The 17,733-nt window shown below is 65.1% G+C and carries 19 protein-coding genes; 6 read left to right on the top strand and 13 right to left on the bottom strand.

Annotated features, from left to right (window positions below):
• Positions 1-50: 50 nt before the first annotated feature.
• Both ACVWZM_RS36545 and ACVWZM_RS36540 read left to right on the top strand, forming a co-directional pair.
• Positions 51-596, top strand: a complete 546-nt coding sequence (locus ACVWZM_RS36545) for a response regulator (RefSeq protein ID WP_028336173.1) — start codon at positions 51-53, stop codon at positions 594-596.
• 9 nt (positions 597-605) lie between these two features.
• Positions 606-1,184, top strand: coding sequence for an Hpt domain-containing protein (locus ACVWZM_RS36540; protein WP_016843908.1), 579 nt, complete (start codon positions 606-608; stop codon positions 1,182-1,184).
• Between the two features lie 68 nt (positions 1,185-1,252).
• Here the strand turns inward: ACVWZM_RS36540 and ACVWZM_RS36535 are convergent, their stop codons facing one another.
• The 10 genes from ACVWZM_RS36535 to folE form a co-directional block, all read right to left on the bottom strand.
• Positions 1,253-2,434, bottom strand: a complete 1,182-nt coding sequence (locus ACVWZM_RS36535; protein ID WP_456855804.1) for a DUF2336 domain-containing protein — start codon at positions 2,432-2,434, stop codon at positions 1,253-1,255.
• 163 nt (positions 2,435-2,597) lie between these two features.
• Complete coding sequence (locus ACVWZM_RS36530) at positions 2,598-3,602, bottom strand: transglycosylase SLT domain-containing protein (protein WP_456855803.1); 1,005 nt, start codon at positions 3,600-3,602, stop codon at positions 2,598-2,600.
• Between the two features lie 92 nt (positions 3,603-3,694).
• On the bottom strand, positions 3,695-4,486 hold the full coding sequence (locus ACVWZM_RS36525; RefSeq protein ID WP_076831613.1) for a c-type cytochrome: 792 nt from the start codon (positions 4,484-4,486) through the stop codon (positions 3,695-3,697).
• Positions 4,483-6,108 carry a cbb3-type cytochrome c oxidase subunit I gene (locus ACVWZM_RS36520; protein WP_057019659.1) on the bottom strand — a complete coding sequence of 542 codons (1,626 nt, stop codon included), beginning with the start codon at positions 6,106-6,108 and terminating at the stop codon, positions 4,483-4,485. The genes ACVWZM_RS36525 and ACVWZM_RS36520 overlap by 4 nt, the downstream gene beginning before the upstream one ends.
• Positions 6,098-6,661, bottom strand: coding sequence for a cupredoxin domain-containing protein (locus tag ACVWZM_RS36515; RefSeq protein ID WP_092082230.1), 564 nt, complete (start codon positions 6,659-6,661; stop codon positions 6,098-6,100). Before ACVWZM_RS36515 ends, ACVWZM_RS36520 begins: the two co-directional genes overlap by 11 nt.
• Complete coding sequence (locus tag ACVWZM_RS36510; RefSeq protein ID WP_016843914.1) at positions 6,661-6,840, bottom strand: hypothetical protein; 180 nt, start codon at positions 6,838-6,840, stop codon at positions 6,661-6,663. The genes ACVWZM_RS36515 and ACVWZM_RS36510 overlap by 1 nt, the downstream gene beginning before the upstream one ends.
• A 115-nt stretch (positions 6,841-6,955) precedes the next feature.
• The gene (locus ACVWZM_RS36505) at positions 6,956-8,206 is read right to left on the bottom strand and encodes a c-type cytochrome (protein WP_456855802.1); all 1,251 of its coding nucleotides are present in this window, start codon (positions 8,204-8,206) and stop codon (positions 6,956-6,958) included.
• A gap of 13 nt (positions 8,207-8,219) precedes the next feature.
• Positions 8,220-8,885, bottom strand: a complete 666-nt coding sequence (locus ACVWZM_RS36500; RefSeq protein ID WP_456856829.1) for a c-type cytochrome — start codon at positions 8,883-8,885, stop codon at positions 8,220-8,222.
• A 148-nt stretch (positions 8,886-9,033) separates the two neighbouring features.
• Entirely contained in the window at positions 9,034-9,462 is a 429-nt protein-coding gene (gene hisI / locus ACVWZM_RS36495; protein ID WP_057019662.1) for a phosphoribosyl-AMP cyclohydrolase, read from the bottom strand.
• A 28-nt stretch (positions 9,463-9,490) separates the two neighbouring features.
• Positions 9,491-10,171, bottom strand: a complete 681-nt coding sequence (folE, locus tag ACVWZM_RS36490) for a GTP cyclohydrolase I FolE (RefSeq protein WP_016843918.1) — start codon at positions 10,169-10,171, stop codon at positions 9,491-9,493.
• 240 nt (positions 10,172-10,411) lie between these two features.
• On the opposite strand from folE, the gene ACVWZM_RS36485 reads away from it, so the two are divergent.
• Positions 10,412-10,858, top strand: coding sequence for an iron-sulfur cluster assembly scaffold protein (locus ACVWZM_RS36485; protein ID WP_057019663.1), 447 nt, complete (start codon positions 10,412-10,414; stop codon positions 10,856-10,858).
• A 126-nt stretch (positions 10,859-10,984) separates the two neighbouring features.
• Here the strand turns inward: ACVWZM_RS36485 and ACVWZM_RS36480 are convergent, their stop codons facing one another.
• Positions 10,985-11,908 carry a hypothetical protein gene (locus tag ACVWZM_RS36480; protein WP_456855801.1) on the bottom strand — a complete coding sequence of 308 codons (924 nt, stop codon included), beginning with the start codon at positions 11,906-11,908 and terminating at the stop codon, positions 10,985-10,987.
• Between the two features lie 282 nt (positions 11,909-12,190).
• On the opposite strand from ACVWZM_RS36480, the gene yidD reads away from it, so the two are divergent.
• Complete coding sequence (gene yidD / locus ACVWZM_RS36475; protein ID WP_057019665.1) at positions 12,191-12,502, top strand: membrane protein insertion efficiency factor YidD; 312 nt, start codon at positions 12,191-12,193, stop codon at positions 12,500-12,502.
• A 149-nt stretch (positions 12,503-12,651) separates the two neighbouring features.
• On the top strand, positions 12,652-12,828 hold the full coding sequence (locus ACVWZM_RS36470; protein ID WP_456855800.1) for a hypothetical protein: 177 nt from the start codon (positions 12,652-12,654) through the stop codon (positions 12,826-12,828).
• A gap of 81 nt (positions 12,829-12,909) precedes the next feature.
• Here ACVWZM_RS36470 and ACVWZM_RS36465 read toward each other — a convergent pair whose 3' ends face one another.
• Entirely contained in the window at positions 12,910-14,046 is a 1,137-nt protein-coding gene (locus ACVWZM_RS36465) for an MFS transporter (protein WP_316398067.1), read from the bottom strand.
• Between the two features lie 106 nt (positions 14,047-14,152).
• On the bottom strand, positions 14,153-15,451 hold the full coding sequence (locus ACVWZM_RS36460; protein WP_456855799.1) for an ATP-dependent Clp protease proteolytic subunit: 1,299 nt from the start codon (positions 15,449-15,451) through the stop codon (positions 14,153-14,155).
• Between the two features lie 227 nt (positions 15,452-15,678).
• On the opposite strand from ACVWZM_RS36460, the gene thrS reads away from it, so the two are divergent.
• Positions 15,679-17,727 carry a threonine--tRNA ligase gene (gene thrS / locus ACVWZM_RS36455; RefSeq protein ID WP_076831632.1) on the top strand — a complete coding sequence of 683 codons (2,049 nt, stop codon included), beginning with the start codon at positions 15,679-15,681 and terminating at the stop codon, positions 17,725-17,727.
• Positions 17,728-17,733: the final 6 nt, after the last annotated feature.

Raw genomic sequence — 17,733 nt, 5'->3', positions numbered from 1 at the left:
AACGTCGGGTAATACCGCATTGGCCCGGTATGCCCTATCAGGGCCGGACCATGTATCGCATCGATTTCAACAAGCTGCGATTTTTGATTTGCGACGACAATCCGCACATGCGCCGCATCCTGCGGACGCTTTTGCATTCGTTCGGCGCGCGCGAGGTGTATGAGGCCGAGGACGGCGCCACCGCGCTCGAGATGTACACGCACTACGTGCCCGACATCGTCATCACCGACTGGTCGATGCCGATCTTCGACGGGCTCGAACTTGCGCAGATGATCCGGCAGCCGGAATCCAAGGGTAATCCCTACGCGCCGATCATCATGCTGACCGGACATTCCGAGAAGCGTCGCGTCACGGTGGCGCGCGATGCCGGCGTCACCGAATTTTTGGCCAAGCCGATCTCGGCCAAGGGCCTCTACCAGCGCATCATGAACGTGGTCGCCAACCCGCGCCCGTTCATCAAGACCAAGACCTATTTCGGCCCCGACCGCCGCCGCAACACCACCAACACCTATATCGGCCCCGAACGCCGCGGTAGCGGCGAGGTCGAGGTGCTGCAACAGCCGTCGCTGCTCGAAAAGGCGCGCTCGGCCATCTAGGATACCGCCATGGCGAAAGACAAACCCGGGACGATCGAAGTCAAGAGTTTCGGCACGCACCACGTGATCACGCAGCCCAATCCGCTGCGCAAGATGCTGCTGCGCGTCCCCGAGAGCGATCTCGACGATCCGGTCGGCCGCGCCGAAAAGGCGCTCGCCGGGCTGTCGGGCGAGTTCAAGGAGTGGATGACGATCGAGGCCGACCGCCTCTCCGCCGCGCACGCCACCGTGCTGCGCGAGGGCTTCAGCGACAAGACGCGCGAGGAGCTGTTCCGCGCCGCGCATGACATCAAGGGCGATGCCGCGACATTCGGCTATCCGTCGGCCGCCGCAGCCGCGGAGAGCCTGTGCCGCATCATCGAGCACGCGCCGGATCTCGGCGCCGTGCCGCCGCAGCTGATCGCCCACCACATCAACGCCGTGCAGGCGATCGTGCGCAACCGCACCAAGCTCGACACCGCGGTCGTCGCCGGCGTGCTGAGCAAGCAGCTCCGCGGCATCGCCGATGAATTCCTGACCCACGCCAACCGCGACCGTCCCGAACACCTCGAGGCGATCCTCGCGCCGAGCATCGTGCCCGGCGAATAGCCGCGCGGCCGGCTGCTCGCGTTGCGCAGCCCACTCAAGCATCCATCGATGGGAAGGAAGCGCGGCCCTCAGGCCGCGATGAGATCGTCGTCGTAGGGCAGCACCGCGATGGCGTCTTCCGCGGCGAGCTCCTCGCAGAACATCCGTGCGTCCTCGCGGGCCGATTCGGTCGCAAAGCGGCGCAGCAGGATCAGGAGCGGCTCGGCCGCCGAATGATCGGTCTCGCAATGCGTCAGCACCCGCTCCACCATGCGGCGATGCAGCCGCGCCGCGCCGTCACCGCTGTCGACATAGCCGACCTCGTGGCTGGCCTCGAGCGCGACGCGGAACGCGGCGTAGGTGGATTCCGGCAAGCCGGCGCGGCGCAGCAGCGCCTGCAGGCCGTTGCCGCCGCGGTCGTTCAACAACGCGGAGACGCGGCCATAGGGCAGTCCGGAGAGTTCAGCGAGCGCCGCCCCGAACAGATCGAGATTGCCCGACAGCAGCGCACGCAGGATCAACCCGGCGGTCAATTGCCCGGTGGCGCGCAGATGCGTGATCAGGTTCTGCATGTCGTCGCCGAAGGCGCGCGCGGCGATGTTCACCGTGGAGCGTTCCCTGGCCTCGCCGGCAATCCGGTCGGCGCGATCGGCACCGAGCCAGTTTCGCGTGACGACGAACTGCGCCAGCGTGTCGGAGAGCTTTGCGACCAGCGCCAGCCGCGTTGCCGACGGCAGGTCTTCCAGCTGCAGCATCGATTCCCTGATGGCGGCGAGATGGCCGTGGCGTTCGACGATGCGATCCCAGGAGAACGGCGCGAGGCCGGCGTAAGGATTTTCGATCAGCTCGAGCGCGGCGGCCGCCGAGCCGACCTCGGCAATCGCGGCGGCGACGGAGGCCGGCAGATTGGTGCGGCGCGCGATCGCGCACTGCATCTCGTCGGAGCCAGTGGCGACGATGTCGACGAGGTCGGCATCGATCAGGAGCGGTGAATGCTCCAGCACCGGCAGCGCGATCGCCGGCTGGTCGGCCGACAGCGCCTGCACGATTGCGGCAGGCGCGTCCACGCTGCGCGCGAACACCTCGGCCATCGCCTGCCGCACCAGCGGCGACGGGTCGTCGAGCAGCATCAGCAGCGCGCCTTCGGCTGCGATGCGGTCGTCCTCGGTGAGATCCGAGATGAGCCAGGCCCGGGCCAACGCCCGTGTCGCCTCTGCTCGCTCACCTGCTGGAGCGGTCCTAATCCAACTAATAAACTGCCGAACGATCATGGTCCTTCCGGCTTACGCAACGAAACGGCATCGGCATACGACGCCACTACAAGGAAAAATAAACCATGACGCTTAATAAAGGGTTCACCATAAACGTTTGGGATTATTGACGTTTCGTTAAGACGGCAACGGCGTGCAGCTTCGCGCGCGCAGCAGGGCAGCGCTAGCCGTTGCTGTAGGAGCCGCTCGGATCGCTGAACAGGTCAAGCCGCCCGGGCGCGCGGACCTTCGGCGTCGCCGACGCGGTCAGCGAGGAGGAATTGCCCCACAGCTCCTGCACCGCCGGCGAGATCGGCTCCGAGCGGTCGCCGGCCTGGTAGAGCGAGCGGAAGGTCGGCGCCGGCTGCGCCGATGCGACGGCCGAGGTCGCAGCGACGGGCGTCGCCGACCGGGAGTCGGTGAAGGTCGAGAGATAGGACGCGGTGTCCATGGTCAGCGCTGCGGTCGGCGCGGCGCCTGCGATCGCGTAAGGCGACATGGTGTCGCCGCCCGCCGCGGCGAAGGCGGTGCGCGTATCCTTGGAGTTCGCGGCCACGGCGTATCGCGTGGTCAGCACCGAATAGACCTGGCTGACGCTGCGCGCGCTGCCCGCCCTGTCGTAGAAGATCGACTGGTTGGCGGCTGCCGCCTTCGGAAACATCGCGGCCGCATTGGCGCTCGCGCTGTCCTCGGCACTCGAGATCAGCTTGCCGGCGCCGCCAACGCCCATGAAGTGGGCCATGTAGAGTTCGGCATCGGTCGGACGGCGGCCGAGCTTGCCGGTAAGCTTGAAGCTGTTGGACTGCGTCAGCACCGCCGCCATCGAGGACGCCGCGTCCGGATCGTCGCGCAGCTTCATGACCGCGGCGCGCGCCGAGGGATCGCTGACCGAATAGCTGCCGTCGGAATTCCTGGTGATGGCGTCGGCATACTGGCCATAGCCGAGCTGGCTTCCGGCCTCCTTGACGGTGCCGAGCCAGGTTTGGTCGATGAATTGATAAAGTCCATGCGCCGACGAGGTCGTGGCGCCGGCCCGCGGATTGAAATTGGATTCCATCTTCGCGGTGGTGAGCAGATATTCGAAGCTCGTGCCGGTGGTCGCGGCCGCCTGCTTGATCGAGCTCGCCACCTTCAGGCGCGAGGAATCGACACCTGCCGAAGCCGTCGCATTGAAGAGGTCGACCGCCATCTGTCCGGGTGCCTTGCCGGGCGCCGGCAATCGGCACCCATGTCCCGTCAAGGTGCCGTAATTATGGTTAATGGCGCGTTAATAGCGCCGATTCAGGGCTGGGCCTCGTAGTAGTGCGCGACCTGGTCGATCTCCTCGGCCGTCATCTGGCGCGCGATGTTGCGCATCTGCTGGCTGATGTCGTTGCGGCGGGCCCCGGATGCAAAGGCCTCGAGCTGTGCCTTGATGTAGACTGCCGACTGGCCGCCCAGCCAGGGGCTTCCCGCCTTGTTGTCGACATCGCCGTGGCAGGAGCCGCAAGGCGCGATGTTGCGCATCGGGGCGCCCGTCACCACGATCGCCGGCGCGGGACGCGCGGTATCCAGATTGTTCGAAGGCACCCGCGGCAGATAGGCGTAATAGGCCGCGACATCCTTCATGTCCTGATCGCTCATCGCCGCTGCGAACGGGCTCATCACCACGCTGACCCGCGCGCCGGTCTTGAAGTCATTCAGCTCCTTGTACGTCACCGCGGCAAATTGCCCGGCGAGGTTCGGTGAATGAGCGTCGCTGACGCCCTGCGGTCCGTGGCAGATCGCGCAGCGCTGCGCCAGCGTTGCGCCCCGCCCGATCGAGACCTGATCTGCCTTGGTCAGCATCTCCGACGTCATGATGACATTGGACGTCTTGAAATCCGGCTTGATGCCGGGCTCCTGCACGGCGGCACGCGGAACGCCGGCCGCGCTGCAGATCGCATCCCAGACCCCCGCAAGCTTCAAATTGGGCTGCGCCAACGGCAACCAGATCAGGCCGGCGACGGCCGACAACACGGCGATCGCGGCCGTGATGCCGACGCTGGCGCCGAACCACGGATTGCGCAGCGAGAACAGCGGCTGGTCGCTCATCGGCCGGCTCCGACATAGACCGCAGGCACGCTGGTCTCGTTCAGCGCCATCAACTGCGCAATCGGGAAACCATAGTTCACCACGGTGAGACCGACCATCAACGCGAGCCACAGACCGAATGAGTTGAGCGCGACCGGAATCCGCGCGGGCATGTGCAACGGCACCGCGAAGCGGTACGCACCCGCCTCGCCTCGCGCACCGAACTGCCCGCGGATCAGCACCAGCAGGAACAGCAGGCCCGATATCAGAAGAATGAGCCCGCCGATCGCCGACATCGTGACCGACAAGGCCTGTGGCGAGATCGCCGGGTTGGCATAGTCGTAATACGCCATGCGGCGCGGCATGCCGAGAATACCGACATAGTGCCACGGGAAGGTGGTCACGATCATACCGATGAACCACAGCCAGAGCTGCGTGCGCATCAGGCCAAAACTGTCCAGCGCACGGTCGGTCAGATGCGGCCACAGATCATAGGCGATGGCAAAATACATGATCACGATGGCGCCACCGAAGATCAGGTGGAAATGGCCGGTGATCCACTGCGTGTTGTGCACGGTGGCGTCGAGCTGATAGCTCATGTTGATCAGACCGCCGGCGCCGCCGAAGCCGAGCATGACCAGCGACAGCGCCGTCGCCAGCATGATCGGATTGGACCATGGCAGCGCGCCGATCCAGCCGAATGCGCCGCGGCCACCGCGCAGGCGGCTGGCAATCTCCGCCGAGGCGCAGATCGTGAACACCGTGAGCAGCGTCGGCAGCGCGACGAGGCCGGTGAACACGGAGTGCATGAACTTGAATCCGGCGCCGACCTGCGGATCGGCAAACAGGTGATGCACGCCGATCGGCATCGCCACCACGACGAACAGGATGAACGAAATCCGCGCCATCGGGTCGCTAAAGAGCCGGCCGCCGATCGCCCGCGGGAAGATCGTGTAATAGGCGATGTAGGTCGGGATCAGCCAGAAATAGACGATGGCGTGCAGCGTCCAGGAGAAGAAGACACGGGCCAGCCCCGCATCGATCGTCGACTTCAGCCCAAGCGCCACGGGCAGGATCTGGAACAGGATCTCAAGCGCCGCGCCGACCGCGGTCCAGCCCCAGAGCAGTGAGCCCGCAACATTGGCATACATCGCAAGCGGCACCGGCTTGCCCGGGTTCTCGCGCTTCCAGATCACGAAATTGGTCACCATCAGCGCGACCCAGATCCATGAGCCGACCACGACCATGACGACGCCGATGTAATAGAAGGGATTGCCGACCATCGGCGGATAGAAGGTGTAGAGCACCGAGGCGAGCCCGAGCGACACCGGGATCATCGCGACAACGGCGCCGACGGCGACCAGGAAGAAGCCCACCCAGGCCCAGCGCCGTCCAACCAGCTCTTTCTCGAGCGAGGCTTCGGTGATCGCGTAACCGAATCCCATCGCGATCAGTGTCGGGAATACGTATCCCATCGCCGAGCCATGGGCGGTGACCGAGCGATAATAGAATTCCGGATTGAAATGCCAGGCGTTCAACGGGCTGCGGACGAACATCTGCCAGGCGCCGAGCACCAGCGCGACGCCGAACACGATGAAGGCAAGCCAGAAATGCACCGCGATCAGCCGCTTGTTAATCAACACAGGTCAGCCTCCGCTTCGCTGCCGCCATGTCACGGAACGCAGCCTTGTCGACCACCTTGACCTTGCCCCACATGCCCTGGTGGCCGATGCCGCAGAATTCCTGGCACGGCATCACGTGATCGCCCGGCGCCTTGAAGCGCACCGGCAGGTCGGTGACGTAGCCCGGCACCAGCATCGTGTTGATGTTGGTGCCCTCGATCAGGAAACCGTGGACGACATCGGCGCTGGTGGCGCGGAAGGTGATCGGCGTCTCCGCGGGCACCACGATGCATTGCGGTGTGAAGGAATATTGCTGGCCAATCGCGCGCACGGTGACCGATCCGTCGGCTTGCATTTCGCTGCCGAGATTGCTTTCGACGAATTCGCCCGACAGATGCAGCGTCTTGGGATCGGCGGTTTCGACCCGGCCCTGCGGCATCGTCGCCTGATGGATGCCGATATAGGCCGCCATGCCGACCAGGACGCCGACAATGACGATTGACAGCGTCGCCCAGCGCCGCTCGATCCGTGCGGCAACGGCCTCGCCGAGGCTGTGGTCAGTCTCGCTCGCCATCAGGGAACGCTCCGCGGCAGGAAGACCAGCAGATAGAATGCAAACCACAACCCGACCACGACGGCCGTCGCAATGCCCGCGACCGCGACCGCGCCGCCTGGACCGGCGCGTACGATGGTCTCGACATCATCGTCTTCCGAGCCCGATGCCGGCGGTTGCGGCGAAGACGAGTTGATCATGATCGCGCTCCCCTTAACGCGCGACGAGACGAGGTTGACTAGTCATCGCGCTTTAGCTCCTTTGTTTGAGCATGATCGTTTCGGAAAACCGCTTCGCACTTTTCCGGATCATGCTTTAGTTCAGCGTTGCTGCCCGCAGTTCGTTGGCCTGCCGCGCCGACACCGGCTCGCCGCGATTGCCCCAAGCCGTTCGGATGTAGGTCACGACAGCCGCGACCTCGTCATCCGACAGCTTCTGCGCGAACGGCGGCATGCCGTGGGGCATCGGATTGCCCGACGTGCCCGGCGGATACCCGCCATTGAGCACCATCCGGATCGGGTTCACCGCGGAGACCATCTGGATCGACTGATTGCCGGCAAGCGGCGGATAATCCGGCGGCATGCCCTGCCCGGTCGCGCCATGACAGCTTGCGCAGTCGCGGTCATAGATCGACTTGCCAAAGGACAGCAGCAGACTGCTCTCGGCCGACGGCAGCGAAGTCGACGCCTTCTCCGGAGGACCGCCCTGCGCAAGGCCCTTCAGGTAGACCGCCATCGCGCGCGCATCATCATCATTGAGATATTGCAGGCTGTTGTAGACGACCTCGGCCATCGGTCCGTACACGGCGCCCTTGGCGGACACGCCCTTGCGCAGATAGTCGACGATCTCCTCGATCGTCCAGTCGCCGAGCCCCGTCTCCTTGTTGGAGGTCAGCGACGGCGCGTACCAGTTCTGCATCGGGATCAGGCCGCCCTCGAAGGCCTGCGACTGCTTGCTGCCGCCGAGCGCATTGATCGGGGTATGACACATCCCGCAATGCCCTAGCCCCTCGACCAGATAGTTACCTCTGTTCCACTCCGCCGACTTCGTCGGATCAGGCTTGAACTCGCCTTCCCTGAAGAACAGCGTGCGCCAGCCAATGATCAGCGAGCGGTTGTTGAACGGGAATGTCAGGTCATGCGGCTTGTTGAGCTGCCTGACCGGCGGCACCGTGCGCAAATAGGCGTAGATCGCGTCGCTGTCCTCGCGCGTCACCTTGGTATAGGAGGCGAACGGCATCGCCGGATAGACCAGGCCGCCATCGGGGAAGCGGCCATTGTGCATCATCTGGTAGAACTGATCCGACGTCCATGTGCCGATCCCGGTCTGCGGGTCGGGCGTGATGTTCGACGTGTAGAGCGTGCCGAATGGCGTCTTCATCGGCAGCCCGCCGGCGAAGGTCTTGCCTTCGCGCGCGGTGTGGCAGGCGATGCAATCGCCGGCGCGTGCGAGATACTCGCCCTTGGCGAGCACGGCCGGATCGGCCGCCTTCTGCTGCGCCGATGCCCCAATCGGCGACAGTGCCAGCGTCAGTCCGGCAAGCAGTCCTGTTAAGGTTCGCGACATCGGCACGATCCCTTCAATGCGGTTCGCTGCCGCATTCGAGCGGCATCGGAAGGCTGCCTCGCGGCGCGAAGGATGGATCCGCCGGCGCCGGACGCGACGCCAGGTAGGCTGCCACCGCCTTCACGTCGTCCTCCGTCAGCAGGCTCGCGACGATCTGCATGCAATCGGGAGCGAACGCGGTCCGCGTGCCGTAGCGCCAGCCGCCGAGCTGGCCGCTGATATAGGCGGCGCGCAGGCCAAGCAGGCCGGGAATGCCGGGCTCCATGCCCCCCAATGTAGGACCATGACAGGCCGAACAGGGCGGAACTCCGTGCTGCGGATCGCCGTTCTTCACGATCGTCTCGCCGCGCGCCAGAATCTCCTTGCTGTCGACCGGCGGGACCGGCGGCGGAAATGCCGGCCTGAGCGAGGCGAAATATTCGGCGATCTTCTTCAGGTAATCGTCGGTCTGAAACTCCAGCAGGTAGTTCATCGGCGGATATTTCCGCCGTCCATCCCGGAATGCGATGAGCTGGTTGTAGAGATAGCCTGCCGGCTTGCCGGCCAGCCGCGGGAAATAGGCGTCGCTGGTGCCCTCGCCTTCGGCGCCGTGACACGGCGCACAGGCAAGGACGCGCGCGGCCATCGTATCGGGCGCACGCTCGGTGGTTTGCGATTGCGCCTCGCCGATCGGCCACACAGCCCAGGCAAAAAACCCAACAAGCGGTATCAGGCGATGCGCCACAGTTCACCCCCAGTGACGACCATGCGCAACGGCTTGCGCATGGCGTAACAGGGGCCACGAAGTACACGACTTCGCAGCGCTGCACTTGATTCAGATCAATGATCTATTTGCGATAGACCTGCGCCGGATCGAACAGCTTCTCGGCGTCGACAAAGGACAGGCTGACATGCCCGCCCTCGTCCTTCACCGCGCGATAGAAGCAGGAGCGCCGTCCGGTGTGGCAGGCGGCGCCGATCTGCTCGACCTTGATCCACACCGCGTCCTGATCGCAATCCATCCGGATCTCGACCACGCGCTGGGTCTGGCCCGAGCTCTCGCCCTTGCGCCACAGCGCATTGCGCGAGCGGCTGAAGTACCAGCCTTCGCCGGTCGCGATCGTCTTGCGCAGGGCCTCGTCATTCATGTGCGCGACCATCAGCACATCGCCGGTCGCGGCATCGGTCGCGACGCAGGTCACAAGGCCTGCCGCGTCGAATTTGGGCTGGAAGGCCAGCCCCTCCTCGCGGTCGTGATCGTGGGTCGCTGCGGACACGCAAAACCTCGCTCAGGAAAATGCGAGGTTACCGGTTCGGTCCTCGCACCAGGGACAGGAAACGCTGCTGCTCCGCCGGATTGTCGCGGAACATGCCGGTGAAGCGGCTGGTGAAGGTCGATGCACCATGCTTGGCAACGCCGCGCACCGACATGCAGGTATGCTCCGCCTCGATCAGCACGGCAACGCCGCGGGGCTTCAGCACCTCGTCGATCGCAGCCGCGACCTGCGCGGTGAGATGCTCCTGGGTCTGCAGACGGCGGGCGAAGATATCGGTCAGCCGCGCCAGCTTGGAGAGGCCGACGACGCGCTCCACCGGCGTATAGGCAATATGCGCCTTGCCGTAGAACGGCATCATGTGATGCTCGCACTGCGAGGTGAATTCGATGTCGCGGACGAGGACGAAATCGTCGTAGCCGGCGGTCTCGCCGAAGGTGCGGTTCAGCACCTCGGCCGGGCACTGGTGGTAGCCCTGATAGAGCTCGTCATAGGCCTCGACGACCCGGCGCGGCGTGTCGAGCAGTCCCTCGCGGCCGGTGTTCTCGCCGATATAGGCGAGCAGCGTCTTCACGGCGTCCTCCGCCTCCGCCCGCGACGGGCGCGGCTGGTCGGCTCGGACGGCCGCCGTCATGAATTCTGAGGGGTCGAGCTCGCCGGGCTTCGCGTCGGCCGGCTTGTTGGGACGAATCGATTTGATCAAGGCGTCCATGTCTTCTCCGTTCGACCGGCCCTCGGATTTGACCTTGGTCCGGATGTGTCACCGGGCAGACGGGGCGGATGGTTCGACCGCCGGGCGCCTGAGTCCCACAATTGTAGCACCGCCGCGGCGGAGGTGGGCCGCGGTGGCTGCATGGCCGGGCTATGTTTCCGGCGTTGCCGTCCATATATAGGACGGTGCAACCCAGCCGCCAAGAGCGCCCGGCACCGCCGGAACCAGGCATCTGTCCCCATGCTGAACGACATTTACAACAAGCGGATCATCGAGTTGGCCGGCAATATTCCGCGCCTCGGACGGCTGGCCGACCCGGACGCCAGCGCCACCGCCCACTCCAAATTGTGCGGTTCGACCGTCAAGGTCGACCTCAAGATGGACGGTCCCGTGGTGACGGATTTCGCCCATGACGTGAAGGCCTGCGCGCTCGGCCAGGCCTCCTCCTCGATCATGGCGAGCCGGGTGGTGGGCTCGACCGCGGACGAGCTGCGCGAATTGCGCGAGACGGTCCGCAAGATGCTGAAGGAAAACGGCCAGCCCCCGCAGGGCGGCAAATGGGCCGATATCGCGCTGCTCGAGCCGGTGCGCGACTACAAGGCCCGCCATGCCTCGACCCTGCTGACCTTCGATGCCGTGGTCGATGCGATCGGCCAGATCGAGGCCAAGGCGAAGCAGCCGGCGTAAAATTGCATGTCAGGTCATTCCGGGGCGATGCGCAGCATCGAACCCGGAATCTCGAGGTTCCCCGATGCACAATTGCGCATCCGTGGTCCGCTTACGCGTCCCGGAACGACGCGACAATGTGCGTTCTTACTGCGCGGGCTGGACCGGCGCCGGCGCTGCGCTGCCGCCGGTCGGCACTACGACCTCGGCGGTCTTGGTCGCTCTCGCCTGCGACGTCTCGCCCTCCATCGCGCTGCTCACGAAGCGATCGTTGTTCTTCGGCTTCGCCTCGGCGACGGGAATAGCGTTGTCCTTGCTGTTGTCCTGCCGCGGCAGCACGTCGGCAACCGCATCGGTGGTGATGAGATTGGTCAGCCGCAATTCGGCCGCCGACAATTCGTGCAGGTCCTCCCACGGCGGCACGCTGAGCGAGAGCGCCAGCAGATCACCCGCGCCGCCCATATCGAAGGTGTATTTGGCAAGACGGCCGATATCGCGCTCGACGATCATCAGGTCCTGCGCGGTGTAGCTCGCCGCCTTGGCGTCGTCGGCGCGATCGCCCATCCAGATCTGATGTACGCGAACATGGGCGGCCGGCGGAACGTAGCGCGTCTTGCCCGACAACAGCAGGAACACGCACATCGACTCGCAATAAGCATCGGGCAGAACGCTCGCGCGGCCGCCCTGCGCGGCCTGATTGATGACGCTGGTGCCGACCGTGGTCAGCACGCCGAGACCGCGGAAGCGGCGGCCGAGCGCGATCGCGTCGTTGACCGAGCCGCCGCTGGAATCGAGCACGATGGTGGCGCCGTTGAGCTGGCGGCCGCGCGCGAACTCGTCGAATTCCCTGGGACTATCGGCCGTGATGATGCCGACCGCGGACACCCAGCCGCGGCAATTCGGCTGGCAGGCAATCCAGCTGAACTTCATCGGCAGCTTGCGCTCTTCGAGGGTCGAATTGGCCTGCGCGGAACCGCCCGCCATGGCGGCGGTGCCGGAAACCGCGAAGCAAAGAGCAACGGCGCCGGTAAGCGCCCAACTGCGCAACGAGAGCGACTTGACGAGCCTCAATTTGGTTCCTTCCCCCAAGCCCTTGGTGATGCGAGCGGTGGCAATGGCCCCATGGCAATGCGCCACGATTCTGTCAGCGGCGCGTTATGGGAACGGTAGCGTTGCTGACCCGGACCGTCCATAGAGCCCTTGCTGCAGCGCCATCGGTGCTGTGCAATAATAACGAACTGTGGCGTAAATATCTGCAAGAAAACAGTTCCTTGGCTTGGAACCCCCGCAAGACTACGTACATACTTGCGTATGCCGCCGACAGACCATTCAACGACACACCATCCACGATGCATGGACTGTGCCAGCACCATGCGCCGCTTGCCGCGCAACCTCGGCCGCGCTTTGATCTGGATCTACCGGCACACGCTGTCGCCGCTGGTCGGCTACAACTGCCGGCATCTGCCGACCTGCTCGGTCTATGGCGACGAGGCGATCGAACGCTTCGGCCTGTGGGGCGGCGGCTGGATGACGCTGGCGCGGCTGCTGCGCTGCCAGCCCTGGGGAACATCCGGGATCGATAATGTCCCGCTCACGAAGCCGCGCGGGGCACGCTGGTACCTGCCCTGGCGCTATGGCCGCTGGCGCGGCGTCAACGAAGGCTGACGCGGCGCCAACAACGGTTGACGCGGCGGCGTCAACGACAATTGATCGGTTGCTGCGGCACGTCCAAGCGCAGCGCGCATTGCTGCCCGGCGGAACTGTGGCGATAGTTGGCGCATTGTTTCATTGCCCCCTTTGGGGAGGAAACAACAATGCGCTGGAAAATCAGCCACAACGGTCATGATCCCCGGCAGATCGACTTGCTGGCCGTGCTTGCCTTGCTCGTCGTGATCGTCGTGATCGTCGCCGCCTACGGCTACTTCACCCACAATCCGAACAAGCCGAGCACGACGGCGTTCATCGTGCCCAGCCAAAGCGTGAGGTGGTGACGCGCAGTCGAGCTCCCTGATGTTCCGCACGCGGATCGTTGTTGGGATGCTCTCGCGAACACAAACGTGAAAGCCAACCGTTCACTCGGCTGCGGCGGTGGCGGCCGTCCGTCGCGGCCGCGTGACGACCACGACCGCGAGCGCCGCCGCGACGAAGGCCGTAGCCACGTAGCCTGCGCTGTGCAGCCATTCGCGGGCGAACAGCAAGCCGCCGATCGCGGAGCCGATGGCCTGGCCGATATACAGCACCGAGGTATTGAGCGAGACCGACGCCGAAGCGAGCGCCGGCGCCGCACCGACCAGGCGTACCTGCTGCATCGAATTGGTCGATGCAAAGCCAAGGCCCCACACCGCGACGGAGGCGGCCATCAGGGCGTAGGCGCCGGCGCTCAGCGCCCAGCCGGCGACGCCTGCGAGCAGCAGCACGGTGAACAGGACCGAGGTCTTCCAGGCGCCCCAGGAATCCACCACGCGCGTTGCGATCACGATGCCGACGAACCCGAAGATGCCGTAGAGCGCGAACACGATCCCGACGGCGTCCGCATTGGCGCCAGTCAGTTTGGCGAGCAGCGGCCCCATGAAGGTGAACACCACGAACTGGCCGGACATCTGCAGCGTCGTGATCGACAGCAGCAGAATGACCATCGGATTGCGGCCGAGATCGACCCAGGTTCGGAGATCAACCGGCGCGCCGTGCAATCCGCCTGGCAGCCGCCACCACAGCAGCAGGGAGCTGACGAGCCCGGTCAGCGCGATCGCGCCATAGGTCGCGCGAAAGCCGTAGCGGCTTGCGATGAAGGTGATCAGCGGCAGCCCGATCGCGGCGGCGAGCGACCAGCCGAGAAAGATGTAGGCAATCGTGCTGCCGCGCTTCTCCACCGGCACGATCAGTGCCGCGGTGCCCGCCGCCTGCGGCGTGTAGAGCACGCCGACCGCGAGCATCACCAGCCGAATGATCAGGAGGCTGTCGTAGTTCGGCACGAAGGCGGATGCCGCATTGGTCAGCGTCAGCACCAGCAGCGTCGCCGTCAGCAGCGCCCGCCGCTCGATCCGGCTGGTCAGCCACGCCGTCACCGGCGAGCCCACGCACAGCACGATCGCGCCGAAGGTGATCAGGAGACCCGCCGTGTGGATCGTGACGCCGAGTCCGTCGGACAACTCCGCCAGCATGCCGGCCGGCGCCAGCACCGAGCAGCCGGTGACGATGTTGCCGAGCATCAATGCGGTGGGGGCGAAGCGTTTCACGCCGCGGTGTTAGCAGACTCCGAGATCGATGCAACTGCATCTAAATGCATGGCACCTGATCGAACGGCGCCTCTTGCGTTCATGGCGACGGTGACGCCGCCGGCACCGCGCTGACGCTCGGCGACGCGGCGGCCGGCAATGGGCTCGCAGGCTTCGGACCGGTGGTCGCCGCCGGGCATGATGCCAGAAGCTGCGTCCAGCCCTGCTCCAGCCCGATGGTGCCGATATCGAATGTCGCAAGGCCGGACTTGGTGTCAGACTTGACGTCGGACTTGGCGTCAGGCTTGGCGTCGGTTGCCGGCGGGCTTTCGCCGATCTGCAGATGCGGGGCCGCGAGCATCGCCTTGACGATGTCCGAGGTCACCGCCTCGCTCCAGACCTCGTATTTGCCGAACCGCGCCGACCGGCCGAATGCAACGGTCTTGGTCGCGCCGGCCATCATCAGCACCGTGGTCTTGCCGGCTGCCCCCTCCTCGAACTCGCGCACGAACATCAGCCGCCCGCGATCCTTGCTCTCGCAGAACAGCCGCCACTCCATCATGCGGAACGCGCTGCCGTCGGCCCTTTTCTGCTGCACGATCTTGCGAACATAGGGCCGTGTCTCCTTCTCCACCGCCCACAGGGTTTCCGGCAGCGGCCGCGTATCGATGCCGAATCGATAGAGCTCCGGCCGCGTCAGCACGTGCAGGTCCTCGAACTTCACGGACTTGATGAGGTCGCTGAGCTCATGGCTGATGCCCATCGCCGCGAGGAATACATTGCGGTCGCGATCGGCGCTTACCATCTCGCGCCGCCTGAAGTCCGCGACGACCTGCGCAGGCGGATGCCCGTGGACGACGAACATCAGCTTGGAGTTATGCACCGCGAGCACCGAATCGGGCGCCACTTCGCGGCTGGTCGCGCCCAGGAACAGATAGGCGCAGGCCGACACGCACATCGCGTTGCGCGTGGCGAGCTCGGCCTCGACCTCGCCCTTGGCAGCCTTGATCTTCAGGCATGCGGCGTCGATCTGCGTGCCGGTGGAACAGGCCGGCACGATGGTACGGCCGACTCGGGCGATTGCCTTGTGCGCGCGCAGGAACCGCGCGATCCCATAGGACTGCTCGACGTTTCCGCCCGGCGAATGAAGGTAGATCGGAAGCTGCCTGTCCTTGACGGCAAACAGGAAGGTGCGAATCCGCTGAGCGGCTTCCCGATCGATCTCGCCTTCGATCGCGATCCAGCGATCGCAGCCGGCGCCGCAGGCGTTCGCTGGCCCATGGGCGAGATAGATGGTCAGCTTCTTCGCAAATCCGGCCTTCCGGACCGGTGTTTCTTCCGCCCGCAACACGCCCGGGATCAGAAGCAACGCCACGAAAAACAGGAGACGGGAAAACATGAACCTTGCGGATCGCGCGATGGCGGAAAACGGACGCCGGACGTTAGACGATGATCGGCAGCGTCGCAACGATCCGTGGCGTCGCCTGCAGCCGAGCCTTGTTCAAATCCGTGCGGCCGGTGGCCCATTTTCTTGATATTGCCGGATTGCAGGCGTCAAATCCCCTGCTATACCGCTGCTTTCCGCTTACCTGCGCTCGTTCGCAGGAGTGAGCTACAGGAGTCACCATGGCAGAAACGCCACCCAAATCCGAATCCGGATTCCAGTACAGCCTCTCTAACCTCAAACCCGCAGAACCCGTGAACAAGATCGCCCTCACCTTCCCTGATGGAGCGAGGCGCGATTTCCCGAGAGGGACCACCGGTCTCGACATCGCCAAAGGCATTTCGCCCTCGCTCGCCAAGCGCACCGTCGCGATGGCGCTCGACGGCACGCTTGCCGACCTCAATGATCCGATCGAGGCCGACGCCAAGATCGAGCTGATCGGCCGCGAAGACCCGCGCGCGCTGGAACTGATCCGGCACGATGCCGCGCATGTGCTGGCGGAGGCCGTGCAGTCGCTGTGGCCGGGCACCCAGGTCACGATCGGCCCGGTGATCGAGAACGGCTTCTACTACGACTTCTTCCGCAACGAGCCGTTCACCCCGGAAGATTTTGCCGCGATCGAGAAGCGGATGCGCGAGATCGTCGCGCGCGACAAGCCGTTCACCAAGGAAGTCTGGGATCGCGAGAAGACCAAGCAGGTGTTCCGCGACAAGGGCGAGGCCTTCAAGGTCGAGCTGGTCGACGCCATTCCCGGCAACGAGCCGATCAAGATCTACTTCCAGGGCGACTGGTTCGACCTCTGCCGCGGCCCGCACATGACCTCGACCGGCAAGATCGGCAACGCCTTCAAGCTGATGAAGGTGGCGGGCGCGTATTGGCGCGGCGATTCCAACAATCCGATGCTGACCCGCATCTACGGCACGGCATTCGCCAGGCAGGAAGACCTCGACGCCTATCTCAAGCAGATCGAGGAAGCCGAGAAGCGCGACCACCGCAAGCTCGGCCGCGAGCTCGACCTGTTCCACTTCCAGGAGGAAGGCCCGGGCGTGGTGTTCTGGCACCCCAAGGGCTGGACCATCTTCCAGCAGCTGATCGCCTATATGCGGCGCCGGCTGCTCGGCGACTACAACGAGGTCAACGCTCCGCAGATCCTCGACAAGGCGCTGTGGGAGACCTCGGGCCATTGGGACTGGTACCGCGAGAACATGTTCGCGGCGCAGTCCGCCGGCGACGAGGCCGAGGACAAGCGCTGGTTCGCGCTGAAGCCGATGAACTGCCCGGGCCATGTGCAGATCTTCAAGCACGGGCTGAAGAGCTACCGCGACCTGCCGTTGCGGCTCGCCGAGTTCGGCGTCGTGCATCGCTACGAGCCGTCGGGCGCGATGCACGGCCTGATGCGGGTGCGCGGCTTCACCCAGGACGACGCCCATGTGTTCTGCACCGAGCAGCAGCTCGCCGACGAGTGCCTCAAGATCAACGACCTGATCCTGTCGACCTACGCCGATTTCGGTTTCGACGGCGAGCTCACGGTCAAGCTCTCGACGCGGCCGGAGAAGCGCGTCGGCACCGACGAGATGTGGGATCACGCCGAGCGCGTGATGGCGACGGTGCTGTCGGAGATCAAGGCCAAGGGCAGCAACCGCATCCGGACCGAGATCAATCCGGGCGAAGGCGCGTTCTACGGACCGAAGTTCGAGTATGTGCTGCGCGACGCGATCGGCCGCGACTGGCAGTGCGGCACGACCCAGGTCGACTTCAACCTGCCGGAACGGTTCGGCGCGTTCTACATCGATCATGATGGCTCGAAGAAGGCACCCGTCATGGTGCACCGCGCGATCTGCGGTTCGATGGAGCGCTTCATCGGCATCCTGATCGAGCACTATGCCGGCAACTTCCCGCTCTGGCTGGCGCCGACCCAGCTCGTCGTCACGACCATCACCTCCGAAGGCGACGAGTACGCCAAGGTGGTGGCGGCCGCCGCGCGCCGCGCCGGGCTCCGGGTCGAGATCGACCTGCGCAACGAGAAGATCAACTACAAGGTCCGCGAGCACTCGCTGGCCAAGATCCCGGCCCTGCTCGTCGTCGGCAAGAAGGAAGCCGAGACCCACTCGGTCTCGGTCCGCCGCCTCGGCAGCGAGCGGCAGACCGTGATGCCGACCGATGAGGCGATCGCCGCGCTGGTGGATGAGGCGACGCCGCCCGACGTGAAGCGGGCGCGATCCGTCGCCTGATCTTCA

Source organism: Bradyrhizobium sp. USDA 4501 (genome assembly GCF_054062115.1).
The sequence above is the reverse complement of the archived record's forward strand: the minus strand, read 5'-3'. Positions and strand labels throughout refer to the sequence as shown.